Source organism: Streptomyces capitiformicae, assembly GCF_002214185.1.
GTDB lineage: Bacteria > Actinomycetota > Actinomycetes > Streptomycetales > Streptomycetaceae > Streptomyces > Streptomyces capitiformicae.
Genome location: NZ_CP022161.1, coordinates 1427531 through 1440928, shown reverse-complemented (window position 1 = coordinate 1440928; position 13398 = coordinate 1427531). Strand labels below are relative to the sequence as shown.

Genomic DNA, 13398 nt, shown 5'->3' with positions numbered 1-13398 from the left:
GTCCGGCCGGTCAGCCGTACCGGCGCAGTTCGTGGAAGAAGTCGTCCACGATCCGCAGCCCGCCCGTGCGGGCGACCTCGTCGTGGACATAACCGCCGACCGCGAGGTCGAGGACGCCGAGGCCGAAGGGCGAGAACACCACCGGACGGTCCGCCGGCACGGTGGCCCGGCCGGTGAGCACGTCGTGGAGCGTTCCGTCGAGGAAGTCCCGGGCTCCGGTGAGCTGTTCGGTCAGATGCGGGGATGTGCCGGCCTTCAGGCAGTGCTCGACGTCGTCGACGAAGTTCGCCGACGCGAGCAGCACCTCCGGCGCGAGGTCGCGCAACGACACGTGCAGTACCAGCGGGTTGTGAGCGAACCACTTGGGTTCGTGGATGTGCGGCTCGCCCGCGATCGTCGCGAAGACCACCAGGTCGCTCGCCCGGATCACGTCCTCCGCGTTGTCGGACACGGTCACCCGCCCGCTCGCGTCGGACCGCTCCAGGTATCCCCGGAACCCGGCCGCGCTGTCGGCGGACAGGTCGTGCACGCCGATCTCCTCGAACGAGAAGCCGGTCGCGGCGAGGAAGGTGTGGAGGTAGCGGGCGATCAGGCCCGTGCCGAGGAAGCCGACCCGCACCGGGCGTGGCGCTTCCCGGCCCGCGCTCAGCCGGTCCGCTGCCAGCGCCGCCGACGCGGCCGTCCGCGTCGCGCTGATGATCGAGGCCTCCAGACAGGCGAACGGATACCCGGTGGCGTGATCGTTGAGGATCAGCACGGCGGAGGCGCGCGGAAGCCCGCTCGCAGTGTTCTCCGGGAAACTGGAGACCCACTTCAGGCCGTCCACCCGGAACTCCCCGCCCAGCGAGGCGGGCAGCGCGATGATCCGCGAGGACGGACGGTCAGGGAAGCGCAGGAAGTACGACGGCGGGTTGACGGTGTCACCCGTGTCACCGGCGCCGTGCAACAGATAGGCCGATTCGACCAGTTCGACGATCTCCCGTTCGCGGCCCCGCAGGGCCTCTTGGACCTGGGCGCCGGTGATCACGGCGAAACCCGGAACCTCGGTCATACGAAATGCACCTCGTCCTTCGTGTCGCGGCCGGTCCGCCGTACCGGGTCCGCCAGGCCCACCACCACCTCGCGCGCCCCCTCGAAGGGCTCGCGGCTGTGGGCGGAGCGGATGTTGTCGACGAGCAGGAGGTCACCCGGCCGCCATGGTTCTCGGACGGTGTGCGCCTCGTAGACCTCGTTGAGGGTCTGGACGACGTCCTCGCCGATCGGATCGCCGTCGCCGTAACGGGTGGTGAAGGGCAGCCTGTCGACATCGCCGCCGTACATGTCCACCAGGTACTCGCGCACCTCGGGGTCCATGGTCCACTCGCTGAGGAACGCGATCTGGTTGAACCAGCAGCGGCGGCCGGTCACCGGATGACGCAGTACGGCGGAGCGCCGCTGCCGGGTGTGCAGGGAGCCGTCGGGCCGCCAGGCGAAGTCGATGGCGTGCGCGCGGCAGTAGGCCTCGACGACGGTCCGGTCGTCGGTGCCGAACGCCTCGCCGATCGACGCGCCGATCTCGTCGCTGTACGAGCGGGTCAGCAGCCAGCCGTCCCGCTCGAACCGCTTGGTCAACTCGGGCGGCAGCGCGGCGAGTACGGCCTCGGCGTCGGCGACCCCCGTCGCCCCGCCCTCCTCGGCGGCCCGCAGACAGGCGAAGAGCATCAGGCCGGGGAACTCCAGCGTGTAGCTCGACTCGTGGTGCATGCACATCGGTTGGTTCGGCGGCCAGGCCGTCGAGGAGTACACGCCGTTCGCGTACGTCCGCCGGGGCGCGAAGACCTCCCTCTCGGTCATCAGGGTGTCGGTCAACTGGCGGAAAACCGCGCCGACCCGGTCCGGATCCCGCAGTCCGAGCCCGCGCACGAGGACCGCCCCGTGCTCGGCGATGACGGCCCGCAGGGCGTCCCGGTGTCCGGCCGCCCAGCGGACCGGATCGGCGCCGGGGGAGACGGACAGCAGGGGAGGCCTGCCGGGCGAGAGGTCTGTCGCCGGTATCGGTACGGGAGTCGGGGCGGACTGCGGCATCTCGACGTCCTTTCGGTGGCGGTTCCCGAAGCCGCGGCGGCCGAGGAAGCTCATGACGACGTCCTCCGTTCGTCGATCAGCGCGGCCAGGTCCGACAGGACCGGATGCCGGGCCACGTCCTTGAGGGACACCGCCCGGTCCAGGGCGATGGCGAGCTTCACCGCGGACAGCGAGGTGCCGCCCCGGTCGAAGAAGTGGTCGTGACGGCCGACCCGCGCCCGTGGCACACCGAGCACCTCGGCCCACGAGGCGGCCAGCCGCTGCTCGGTCGGAGTGACCGGCCGTGCCCCCGACTCGCCCTCCGCGGCGTCGAGCTGCCCGGCCAGCGCCGTGAGCGTGCGCCGGTCGGTCTTTCCGTTGGCGGTCAGCGGCAGGCTCTCGCGCCAGTGGAACACCGACGGCACCATGTACGCCGGCAGCGAGGCCGCCAGCCGCTCCCGCAGCACCTCACCGGCGAGCGGCCGCCCGGAGTGGAACGCCACCAGGTGCGTCGCGCCGTCGGCGACCACGACCGCGCCGTCGCGCACGCCCTCGAGCCGCAGCAGCGCGTTCTCCACCTCGCCGATCTCGATGCGGAAACCGCGCACCTTGACCTGCGTGTCCCGGCGGCCGAGGAACTCCAGCTTGCCGTCGGGCCGCCAGCGCCCGTGGTCCCCGCTGCGATAGAGCCGCTCGCCGGGGTGGTACGGGTCGGTGGTGAAGGCCCGCCGGGTCCGCTCGGGATCGTTGACGTACCCCCGGCCGACACAGACCCCGGAGAAGACGATCTCCCCCGGGGCGCCGAGCGGCACGAGGGAGAGGTGTTCGTCGACGACGTACACCCGTACGTTGCCGACCGGACGGCCGAGCGGCACCCGGTCCCCCTCCGGAGCCCGGTGCATCACCTCGTGGTTGGTGTCGTCCGACGTCTCCGTCAGCCCATAGGCGTTGACCAGCGGTATCCCCGGCTCGGTGGCGAACCAGCGCTCAGCCAGCTCCCGCTTCAGCGCCTCCCCGGTGACGGACACCCGGCGCAGGTCGGGCAGCTCGCGCGGGCGCTGCTCCAGCTGGGCGAGGACGGCTTCGAGGTACGACGGCACCACCTGGAGCACGTTCACCCGGCCCTCGGCGATCCGGTCGACGAACCGCTCGACGTCCAGGATCACCTCCTGCTCCACAAGGAGGGTCCGGCCACCGGCCAAGGGTCCGGCGAGCAGCTGCCACAGCGAGATGTCGAAGCACTGGGGCGCGGTCTGCGCGACCACGTCCCCCTCGCCGATGCCGAGGTCGTCGAGCTTGGCGTAGAGGTGGTTCACCATGCCCGCGTGCTCGCACATCGCGCCCTTGGGCTCGCCCGTGGACCCGGAGGTGAAGTAGATGTACGCGAGCCGCTCCGGGGCGATCTCCATGCCGAGGTCGGAGTCGGCGTGGGCCTCGTCGTACGCGTCCTCGACGAGCAGCCGCTGCACCCCGGACAGTGGGGGCGAGGACAGGGCCTCGTCCAGCGTGGCCGTGCCGCCCCGCTCGGTGAGGACCAGCTCGCATCCGGCGCGGGCGAGGGTGCGGGCGATGCGCTCGGCCGGGAAGCGCGGCTCGATCGGCAGGTACACCCCGCCGGCCTTGAACACCGCGAGGACGGCGGCCATCCAGTCGAGGTTCCGCTCGGTCACCACGGCGACGACGCCCTCACGGCCGAGGCCGCGCACCAGCAGCGCTCGACTGAGCTGGTTGGCACGGGAGTTGAGCTCACGGTACGTCCACCGCCGGTCGCCGTACACGGCCGCGACCGCGTCCGGGTGCGCCACGACCCGCTGCTCGAACAGCTCATGCACCCGGCTGTCGGGCAGTTCGCGCCGCGGCCCCGCCAACCCGTCGAGTTGGAAGCGGAGTTCGGTGCACGACAGCAGACTCTGCCGCCCGTACTCGGCGTCCGGATCGACGGCGAGCGAGGTGAGCGCGGTGATGTGGTACCCGGCGATCCGCGCCGCGCCGGACTCGTCCAGGACGTCGGTGCGGTACCGCAGCCGCAGCGCCGGCCCGTCGACGCCGTGCACCAGCCCCACCCGCAGGACCACGTCCTCGTCGAGGTCGCCGTCCGCCCCGGTCGTGTCGAGCACGGTCTCGAACGGCGGCTCGTCGAGGCCGAGTTCGCGCCGCAGGGCGTCGACCGGGAAGTCGGCGTACGCGAGCGAGTCCGAGGTGACGCGGTGCGCCTGCGCGAGCAGGTCCCGCCAGGTGTCGCCGGGCGCGGTCGTGATCCGGCACGGCAGCAGCCGTCCGTCCTCCCGCCGGCCGGTGGTGACCTCGTGCTCGCCCGACAGCGCGGCGAGCACCTTCGCATGTGCGGCGAGCAGCACCCGCGTCGTGTCCGAGGCCGTCAACTCCGAGGCCGCCAACAGCCCGTCCGGCAACGCCACTTCGTACGCGGCGACCCCCTTCACCGGATCGGCGCTCCACCGGGGTATCGCGGTCCGCCCTCCGGCGGTCAGCACCCCGTGCCAGTACTTCCGGGCAGCGGCGCCCTTCGCGGCTTCCATCTGATCCATCTGATCCAACTGATCCATCGTTTCCCCCGATTCACCGTTCTCCGGTGGTCTCCGTCGCCGGATTCCCGCCCCACCGCGCGTACGGCGGCACCTCCTCGCCCTTCATCAGGAAGGAGTCGGGGGCGAGCTGGGCGCCGTCGCCCATGGTCACGCCGTAGTGGACGAGCGCCCCGACGCCGAGCGTGCAGCCCGCGCCGATCGTGATGAGGTCGGACTTGAACGTGCCGTCCTCCTGCGAATGGCTCTGGATCTTGCTCCCCGCCGCCAGCGTGCAGTCGTCCCCGACGGCCGCCAGCGTCCGCTCGGTGATGGTCACCCCGTCGTCGAAGACCCGCCGTCCGATCCGCACTCCCATCAGCCGCCAGACGACGTTCTTGAACGGGGTGCCGTTCAGCAGCTGCAGATACCGGTCCGGCAGCTTCCACAGCCGCTCCTGCCGCCAGAAGACCGGGTCGTAGATCGAGCACAGCTGCGGCTGAAGCGGCCGGAAACGGGTGAGACACCGCTCCACCAGCACGTAGAACAGCACCGAGAAGACGAGTCCGACGAGCGGGGCCGCGGCGAGCGCGAGCAGCCCGGCGGTGCCGTACTGCCCGTACAGGTCGTAGGCCGCGAAGCCGAGCACGGTGAGCCCGAACGCGTGCAGCCAGCGCAGGAACAGGAACAGCCCCATCGAGCGCAGGTTGTAGTGGTTCTTCGCGACCAGCCGGCGCTGGAACTCCTCGCCCTCGCGCAGATGGTCGAAGCGGCTGTCGCGCTCCACCGAGCGGGGGATCTCGAAGGGCGGTGAGCCGAGCAGTCCGACCCCTTCGCGGATCTCGCCGTCGAGCGGGACCAGCACCTTCGTGGCCAGCAGACAGTTCTCGCCGGTGCGGCCGCCGACCGGGTAGGCGATGAAGTTGCCGAGGAAGTTGTGCCCGCCGATCGAGGTGTGGGACACCCGGAACGACGTCCCCGAGTAGTCGGCGTTCATGACCGACAGCCCGTCCGCGACCATCGTGCCGCTGCCGACCTCGGTGAGGTACGGCGTCTCGTGCTGCACGGCCGTACCGAAGTTCGACCCACTCTGCTCGACGCGGCACAGGTCGTACCCGAGGGCCTTCAGATACGGAACGATGTACGAACTGTCGCCGCACAGCCACGTGAAGAACTTGATGTTGGTGAACCGGGCGATCGCGCGGTGCACCGAGTAGTGGAAGCCGTACAGCGGATACGTCCGGTCCGGCGCGATCAGCGGGCGCAGCAGACGCGGCACGACGAACACGGACACGGCGCCTACGACGATCGCGCCGAGGAACAGCACCACCGACAGCACCAGCGCCGCCAGGTAGAAACGCACCGAGTCGAGGTGCCGCGACGCGGGGTCGAGGAGTACGTCCAGCGAGGGCGCCGCGGTGAGCAGAAGATACGCGCCGCCGACCGTCAGCGGCACATGCAGCAGGAACACCTGGAGCAGGGTGGCGATCCCGTATCCGGCCCGCCGGATCGTGCCGCAGGGGGCCGGGCCGACCCGGATGTGGTCCACCTCCGTGCGGCGGGCCGGGGAGCCGTGCCAGCTCTGCCCGGCCGGGACCGACTCGCCGGTGCGCAGCCCGGAGGAGTGGCCGAGCTGGGAGCCGTCGCCCAGGGCGGTGCCGATGTCGAGCACGGTGTGCTCGCCGACGAACACGTCCCGGCCGAGGGTCACCGGACCGGTCCGGATCCGCCCGGCGGTCGCCGTGTAGCAGAGGAAGAAGGAGTCCTTGCGGATCACCGTGCCCGCGCCGATCGTCAGCAGGTCGGTGCAGACCGGGACGCTACGGCTCAGGATCGTGACGCTCGGCCCGATCCGGGCGCCGAGGGCCCGCAGATACAGCACATACAGCGGGTTGCCGACGAAGAGGATCATCGGGCTGGTGTGCAGCAGCGCCTTGACGACCCAGAACCGCAGATACGTCAGGCCCCACACGGGGAACTCCGCCGGCTTCCACCGCCCGATCAGCAGCCACTTGGCGGCGACCGGCACCAGGCACAGCGCGACGAGGCCGAGCCCGCCGAAGACCGCCGAGCGCAGATAGACCTCGACGAGGCCCGACCCGTCCGCGACCCACTCGTACCCCTGTACGGAGGCGAACACGGTCAGCAGACAGTGCGCGGCGGACAGGAGCGACTGCAGCGACCCGCACAGGACGTACCGGGACGTACTGCCCGGTGGTGTGACCTCGGCGGGGGGTACCGGAGCGGCGGCCGGCGGCTCGGGGGCCCGGGCCAGCGCGGTCGCCAGGCTCCGGATGGTCGGGTGGCCGTAGACGTCCCGAATGGACACCGACGGCAGATCCGGATGCTTCCTGACGCGGGCGCAGAAATGAGCCATCGTCAGTGAGTTGGCGCCGAGATCGTCGAAGAAGTGGCTGTCGGCGGGCACGTGTTCGAGGTGTGCGACGCCGGCCAGGACTTCGGTGAGAAGTTGCTCGGTGGCGGTGTACGATTCCGCCGCGTCCGGCACTGGCAATGTCATTGAATTTCTCCGCGACAGGTATTGCGATGGAAGGCGCCCGGGGGTGAACGGACGGCGCGCGGAATGACGGAAGAAAAGAGAACGTAGAGCGGTGACGGATGTGGCGGAATTGGTCGGGTCTTGGTCGGAGCCCCGGTGAATCCCCCGATGTGCGCTGTGCCGGAGCCTGATCCAGGTCGGCCCAACGGAATGCAATCCGGATTCTTTCGGTACATTCGGGAACAGGTCAAGGGAGGTCGGGTAATTGACGCTTTCCCGCCTCTTTTCCGATCTCTTCCGATCTGTCGGACCTCGCCCCGTCAAGGGCGTCAGCGGGGAACTTTCCAAAGGGCGGGTACAAACATGCCCGCGCGTTCCGCTTCCGACCCCTCAATGATTCGGCCAGCACGCTCATGACAGAAAAGGCGATTCGGAATCACCTTTGTTTTCTGCTGGGTTTCCCTTCGATTTCTGCCCCGTGACGCGACCGGAGGGAAGGGAGCGGCGCACGTGGACCCTGCCGCGGTCAGCGGCGCCAGGAGGTGAGGACGGCACGCGCGGACGGATACCTTTAGGGCGTGCAGCCAGCAAGTCAGTCACCCCAACGACCCGAGAGCCCCCATGGGCGTCTCCATCGCGCGCGTGTCCTCTACCGGAACGTCTCCAAGCGCAGGACCGCCTGGCTGCTCCTGAAGGACACCGTCAACTCCTGCATCGAGTACCGCATCCTGGGTCTGGCCGCGGAGGCGGCCTTCTTCACCCTGCTCTCCGTGCCCCCGCTGCTGCTCAGCATGATCGGCCTGCTCGGCTACGTCGACGACTGGACCGGCGCCGACACCATCGCCAGCCTGGAGCTCAACCTCCTGGAGGCCTCGCGCACCGTCCTGTCCGACAAGGGCGTCGCCCAGATCGCGCAGCCGATCCTGGACGACGTGATGAAGGGCGGCCGACCCGACGTCATCTCCATAGGGTTTCTGTTCGCCCTGTGGTCCGGCTCCCGCGCGGTGAACGTCTTCATCGACACCATCACCGTCATGTACGGCCTCGACGGCGTCCGCGGCATCGTCAAGACCCGCCTCATGGCCTTCCTGCTCTTCATCGTGGCCCTGCTCATCGGCTCGATCGCCCTGCCGCTGATGGTCGCGGGCCCCGACGCGGTCGTCCGGATCGTCCCCTGGTCCGCGACGGTCGTCCAGGTCCTCTACTGGCCGGTCGTCATCGTCCTCTCCATCGTCTTCCTCACGACGCTGTACCACGTGTCAGTCCCCGTCCGTTCCCCGTGGGTCGAGGACGTCCCGGGCTCCCTCGTCGCCCTCGGCATGTGGGTCCTCGGCAGCTTCCTGCTCCGCATCTACCTCACCAACACGGTCGAGGGCGCTACGATCTACGGCTCCCTCGCCGCAGCCGTGGCGGTCCTGCTCTGGATCGGTGTCTCCGCCTTCGCGGTCCTGGTCGGCGCGGCCGTCAACGCCGCGATCGACCGCGTCTGGCCGGCCGCCGCGACCGCCGCGGCCCGCGCCGCGAACGAGCGCCTCCGTGAGGAACAGGCCGCCGAGTACGTGGCCCGCGCGGCCGCGGCGCGCTCCTACGATCCCGAGGACCCGGACATGCCGTCCGAGTTCCCGGAGCGGTGGTCGCGCTTCCTGCCGCCGGAGGATGTGACGTCGAGACTGCGGTCGCCTGTGAAGAAGGGGGACGAGTAGACACAGGCCCTGGGGCGTAGCCTCGTCCATGTGTACGTCGAAAGGGCCTCCCGGTTGGACGGGGCGGTGGTGTGGACCAACGCGTCGTCCGGGGGCGGCACCGGGCTCGTGTTGCCCGACGGGTGCATGGATCTGCTCTGGAACGACGGCAGGCTGTTGATCGCCGGGCCCGATACACGCGCGCAGGAACCCGTGGGTTCGCCCAGCTGCTGGGCAGGACTCCGCTTCTACCCGGGTACAGCGCCCGCCTTCCTCGGAGTCCCCGCCCACGAGTTGCGGGACCGGCGTGTGGAGCTGGCGGATCTGTGGCCCGTCTCGCTCGTGCGGCGGCTCACCGCCCGTGTGAACGCGGCCGTCGACCCGGCGAGCGGTCTCGAAGAAGTGGCGCTGGAACGGGCGGACGAGGTCGACGGCCCTGATCCGCTGCTACGGCAGGTCGTCGCCGCCCTCGACGCCGGCCGCCCGGTGGCTGCCACCGCCGATGAACTCGGCCTCGGCGCCCGGCAGTTGCACCGCAGGTCGCTCGCCGCATTCGGGTACGGGCCCAAGACGCTGGCCCGGGTGCTGCGGATGCAGCGGGCGCTCGCCCTGGCCCGTGGCGGTGTGCCGTTCGCCGAGACGGCCGTCCGGGCCGGGTACGCCGACCAGGCCCATCTGGCGCGTGACGTGCGGGAGTTGGCGGGACTGCCGCTCGGTGAGCTACTCGGTGGCGGACGGTAGCGGCGCGAAGAGGTCCACGCCGTTGCCGTCGGGGTCGTGCACCACGGCGTACCGCTGGCCCCACACCGCGTCCCATGGCTTGAGCTCACCGTGGTACCCGGCGGCGACCAACTCCTCGTACACCGCGTCGACTTCGGCGGGACCGTCGCACCGCAGGGCCAGCGAGGCGCCACCGCCCTTCCCCGGCTGGTACTCAGGGAAGAAGGAACGCACGGTCTCCTCGGTGTCGAGCATCAGCCGCAGCCCGCCGGGCAACTCGGCCTCGGCGTGCGGCAGGCTCTCGGCGCCCTCCGGGAAGGCGAAGCCGAGACGGCGGTAGAAGGTGACGGAGGCGGCCATGTCCGAGGCCACCATGCCTATCGCATCGAGTCGTGGAGTCATGCGGCCACCGTAGGCAGGCCCGCGGCGGCCCGTCTTGAAAGAATCGGACACCTCCCTGCCTTGCCCTCTCGTGAAGTGGGAACTCTCGGGAGAACGGACTCTTGGCCTCAGCTGTGGAACAACTGTGCGGCAGGATGGGGGGCATGTTCCGTACCACGCGCGCTCTGCTGCCCCTGGCGCTGCTGCCGCTGCTGCCGCTGCTGCTCACGGCCTGCGGGACCGAGAAGGTCGCGGGCCGTGAGCCCCTGGCACCGCCGCCGGACCGGGCCGAGCTCCAGGCCCGTGCCGAGGCGATGGGCTTCGCCCCCGGGCTCGTCTATGTCACCGAGGCCCCCGGCTTCACGCTCGCCCGGCAGTCGGTCGGCGTGTACGGCGGCGACGGGTTCTCCGCCGCCTACTGGTCCCGGCGGAACAGCGCCCAGCTCCTGCTCCTCGTCGACCGTGGCGTGATGACCGCCGAGAGCTGCCCCGAGCAGCCGCTCGGACAGGGCACGGGCGGCACGGTCACGTGTCAGCGGGACGGGGACGTCTGGTACCGCACCTCGGCGGGGCAGCACGAGTACGCCGTGCCGGAGAAGGACCACGTCGTACGGGTCAGCGCCGTCGCGACCGCCGTCGACCGTGCCGTGCTGCGCTCCGCCGCCCTGGCCGCCCACCGCCCGACCGACGCCGAACTCGCCTACCTCCTCCCACCCCCACACCACGGCAAGCCCTCACCCCCACCCCACGGCATCCCGATCGAACGCGGCGACCTGCCACCGGTGGGGGACGGAGCACCCCGCAACGAGGTGGGAGCCTCGGGCTGAGCCCCTGAGCCCCTGAGCCCCTGAGTCCCTGAGCCCCTGAGTCCCTGAGCCCCTGAGTCCCTGAGTCCCTGAGTCCCTGAGCCCTTGAGCCCTTGAGTCCTGATATCCGAAATTTTCGGTCCTTGGGGTCGGCCCGCTCCCGGAAATAGGCTCGGATCATGCCATCGGCCCGCATCCTCGTGTACTCCCGCACGACCGCCTACCGCCACGACTCCATCCCGGCCGCCGTCGCCGCCGTACGCGCTCTCGACTTCGACGTCGACGCCACCGAGGACCCGGCGGCCTTCGAGGTCCCCCTCGACCCGTACGCGGCGGTCGTCTTCCTCTCCACCAGCGGGGAGGTCCTCACCGACGCCGGGCGCGCCCGGCTGCGGGCGTACGTCGAGGCGGGCGGCGGTTTCGCCGGGGTGCACGCGGCCGCCTGCACCGAGTACGACTGGCCCTACTACGGCGAACTGCTGGGCGCCCGCTTCGCCCGCCACCCCGAGTACCAGCCGGGCAAGGCGATCGTCGAGGACCGCGACCATCTGGCCGTACACCACCTGCCGCCCGTCTGGGAGTTCACCGACGAGTGGTACGACTTCCGCGCCAGCCCTCGCGGTTCGGTGCGCGTGCTAGCCCGCGCCGACGAATCCTCGTACGAGGGCGGCGAGATGGGTGACGACCACCCCCTGGTGTGGTGCAAGGAGCAGGGCGCCGGCCGGGTCTTCTACACCGCCCTCGGACACGCGGCGGAGGCGTACGAGGACCCGGACTTTCTGGCGCACCTGCGGGGCGGGATCAGCTGGACGGCCCGAACGCCGTCATGAAGCGGTCGCGGAACTTGTCCATCCGCCAGACCGGGGTGTCGGCGGCGGGCTTGAGGCCGTCCACCCAGCCCCAGTCGGAGATCTTCTCCAGCACCTCCGGGTCCTGGGCGACGATCGAGATCGGCACGTCGTGGCTCGGGTTGTCGCCGGTGACCGTCTTGTTGGGCTGGTGGTCGCCGAGGAAGATCAGGACGGTGTCCTTCGAACCGTACTTCGCGACGTAGTCGACGAGGCTGGTCACCGAGTACTGGATGGTCTTGCGGTACTCGTCGCGGACGTCCGAGGGGTTCTTCCAGACCTCCTTGGGGTCCTTGCCCTCGGCCTTCTGGAGGGAGTGGTAGACCGAGCCGTCGCCGATCTGCTCCTCGGGGATCGTCCGGGGGATGGGCGCCCACGGGTTGTGGCTGGAGGTCAGGATGATCTCCGCCATCATCGGCCCGCGGCCCTCCTTGCCGTGCTCCAGCTCCTCGAAGGCCTTCAGGGTGTACTGGTCGGGCATCGTCGACCAGCTGAACTTCGGTCCCTGGTAGCCGAGTTCGTCGGAGTCGTAGATGTGGTCCAGGCCGAAGTACTTGCCCTCCGGCCACGCCATCTGGGTGCCCGGCACGATGCCGACCGTGCGCCAGGCCCCGGTACGGCGGAACGCCTCCGTGAGGGTGAGGCGGTCGCTCGCGACGAGGTTGTTGTAACGCGACTGGTTCTTTATCCACAGGCCGGACAGGAACGTGGAGTGCCCGAGCCAGCTGCCGGCGCCGGTGATGGGGGAGCGCAGCCAGCCACTCCGAGCCGCGTACCCGGCCTGCTTCAGCTCCTCCGTCTTCTGGGCGAGCGTCTCGCCCAGCGGCTCACCCAGTTGCGGGTCGTCGATCGCGGAGCGGCCGTAGCTCTCGATGAACGTGATCAGGACGTCCTTGCCCCGCAGTCCCGTCAGCAGCTGGTCCGGCGGTACGTCGGCGAAGGCGTCGACCGCCGACTGCTTCTCGAACGCCTCCTCGTCCTTGAGCCCCGCACGCACCGCCTCGACCCGGTTCTCCACCAGGGTCGCCGCGCTGTGCGAGGCCAGCGGTACGCCGCCGATCTCCAGGGTCAGCGTCGAGCAGGTGATCCAGGCGGTGCCCAGCACCAGCAGCGTACGGCTGGCGGTGTGCCGGTTGCGCACCATCAACCGACTGAGCCGTACGACCGCCAGCGTCATCAGAACCGGCAGGGCGAGCGCCAGCGCGACCACCCCGACCGTGGCGGCCTGCGCGACCGCACCGCCGAGCGAGTCCTTCATGAACGACTGGGCGTCGTCCAGCAGGATCCAGTCCAGCACCAGGTCGAACGGCCGGTCGAGGGTCCAGTACGACCCCATGTCCAGCACCTTGACGATCACCAGCAGCCCGAGCACCACCCCGACCACCACCACCGCCACGCGCCGCGCCCTCGGCGGCAGCACGAGCAGTAGCGCAGCCACGAGGATCCCCTCCGCCGGGATCCGCAGAAAACGACCGAACGTGATCTCGGTGATGTCGCCCGGCACGAGCAACGCGAAGAGGACGAGGAGGAGGGAGAGCCCGGTGACGCTCCAGGCCACCGCCCGCGCGGCCTTGGGGCGCCGGGTACGCCAGCCGGAGGCGGGTGGCGGTTGCTCGGACTCGGACTCGGACTCGGGCTCTGCTTCTGACTCGGGCTCGGGCTCCTTTTCTGCTTCTGCCTTGGCCTCGACCTCGGCCTTCTCCGCTTCCTCGGGGGCCGCTTCCTCGGGGGCCGTTTCCTCGGGGGCCGTTTCCTCGTCCGGTGCCGGTGCCGGTCCCGGAAGCTGCGGAGAGCGTATGTGCGACAACCCGAAGGTCCTTCCCTGTGGAGCATGTGGAGCTCAGTGCTGGTGACACCGCCGGCGCACCCGTACGGCCATTTCTATGCGTACGGTCG

10 protein-coding genes are annotated in these 13398 nt (G+C 70.3%); 4 read left to right on the top strand and 6 right to left on the bottom strand.

Annotated elements, in window-relative coordinates:
- Nucleotides 1-10: 10 nt before the first annotated feature.
- The 4 genes from sbnB to CES90_RS06395 are packed head-to-tail and all read right to left on the bottom strand — an operon-like array spanning nucleotide 11 to nucleotide 7086.
- Nucleotides 11-1051, bottom strand: coding sequence for a 2,3-diaminopropionate biosynthesis protein SbnB (gene sbnB / locus CES90_RS06410; protein WP_189780385.1), 1041 nt, complete (start codon nucleotides 1049-1051; stop codon nucleotides 11-13).
- Nucleotides 1048-2064, bottom strand: a complete 1017-nt coding sequence (locus tag CES90_RS06405; protein ID WP_229913564.1) for a TauD/TfdA family dioxygenase — start codon at nucleotides 2062-2064, stop codon at nucleotides 1048-1050. Before CES90_RS06405 ends, sbnB begins: the two co-directional genes overlap by 4 nt.
- A gap of 50 nt (nucleotides 2065-2114) precedes the next feature.
- The gene (locus CES90_RS06400; RefSeq protein WP_189780383.1) at nucleotides 2115-4589 is read right to left on the bottom strand and encodes a non-ribosomal peptide synthetase; all 2475 of its coding nucleotides are present in this window, start codon (nucleotides 4587-4589) and stop codon (nucleotides 2115-2117) included.
- Between the two features lie 31 nt (nucleotides 4590-4620).
- The gene (locus CES90_RS06395; protein ID WP_189780382.1) at nucleotides 4621-7086 is read right to left on the bottom strand and encodes a Pls/PosA family non-ribosomal peptide synthetase; all 2466 of its coding nucleotides are present in this window, start codon (nucleotides 7084-7086) and stop codon (nucleotides 4621-4623) included.
- Nucleotides 7087-7643: 557 nt separating this feature from the next.
- On the opposite strand from CES90_RS06395, the gene CES90_RS06390 reads away from it, so the two are divergent.
- Together CES90_RS06390 and CES90_RS06385 are read left to right on the top strand one after the other, a co-directional pair.
- Entirely contained in the window at nucleotides 7644-8768 is a 1125-nt protein-coding gene (locus CES90_RS06390; protein ID WP_189780381.1) for a YihY/virulence factor BrkB family protein, read from the top strand.
- Between the two features lie 30 nt (nucleotides 8769-8798).
- A complete protein-coding gene (locus CES90_RS06385; RefSeq protein WP_189780380.1) occupies nucleotides 8799-9488 on the top strand; it encodes a helix-turn-helix domain-containing protein in 690 nt (229 codons plus the stop codon).
- Here CES90_RS06385 and CES90_RS06380 read toward each other — a convergent pair.
- Nucleotides 9468-9869, bottom strand: a complete 402-nt coding sequence (locus CES90_RS06380; protein WP_229913524.1) for a VOC family protein — start codon at nucleotides 9867-9869, stop codon at nucleotides 9468-9470. The two genes, CES90_RS06385 and CES90_RS06380, sit on opposite strands and share 21 nt — an antisense overlap.
- 143 nt (nucleotides 9870-10012) lie before the next feature.
- Here CES90_RS06380 and CES90_RS06375 point away from each other — a divergent pair, with 143 nt between their 5' ends.
- Complete coding sequence (locus tag CES90_RS06375; protein WP_189780378.1) at nucleotides 10013-10675, top strand: hypothetical protein; 663 nt, start codon at nucleotides 10013-10015, stop codon at nucleotides 10673-10675.
- Nucleotides 10676-10833: 158 nt separating this feature from the next.
- Nucleotides 10834-11484 (top strand): ThuA domain-containing protein, encoded by a 651-nt coding sequence (locus tag CES90_RS06370; RefSeq protein ID WP_189780377.1) that lies wholly within the window; start codon nucleotides 10834-10836, stop codon nucleotides 11482-11484.
- On the opposite strand, the gene CES90_RS06365 is transcribed toward CES90_RS06370, so the two are convergent.
- The gene (locus CES90_RS06365) at nucleotides 11456-13309 is read right to left on the bottom strand and encodes an alkaline phosphatase family protein (protein ID WP_189780376.1); all 1854 of its coding nucleotides are present in this window, start codon (nucleotides 13307-13309) and stop codon (nucleotides 11456-11458) included. The genes CES90_RS06370 and CES90_RS06365 overlap by 29 nt on opposite strands.
- Nucleotides 13310-13398: the final 89 nt, after the last annotated feature.

Excerpts from the sequence above, each read along its gene's own strand:
- CES90_RS06375 (WP_189780378.1), top strand. The coding sequence starts at position 10,013 with ATGTTCCGTACCACGCGCGCTCTGCTGCCCCTGGCGCTGCTGCCGCTG.
- CES90_RS06400 (WP_189780383.1), bottom strand. The coding sequence starts at position 4,589 with ATGGATCAGATGGAAGCCGCGAAGGGCGCCGCTGCCCGGAAGTACTGG.
- CES90_RS06405 (WP_229913564.1), bottom strand. The coding sequence starts at position 2,064 with ATGCCGCAGTCCGCCCCGACTCCCGTACCGATACCGGCGACAGACCTC.
- CES90_RS06370 (WP_189780377.1), top strand. The coding sequence starts at position 10,834 with ATGCCATCGGCCCGCATCCTCGTGTACTCCCGCACGACCGCCTACCGC.
- CES90_RS06380 (WP_229913524.1), bottom strand. The coding sequence starts at position 9,869 with ATGACTCCACGACTCGATGCGATAGGCATGGTGGCCTCGGACATGGCC.
- sbnB (WP_189780385.1), bottom strand. The coding sequence starts at position 1,051 with ATGACCGAGGTTCCGGGTTTCGCCGTGATCACCGGCGCCCAGGTCCAA.
- CES90_RS06395 (WP_189780382.1), bottom strand. The coding sequence starts at position 7,086 with ATGACATTGCCAGTGCCGGACGCGGCGGAATCGTACACCGCCACCGAG.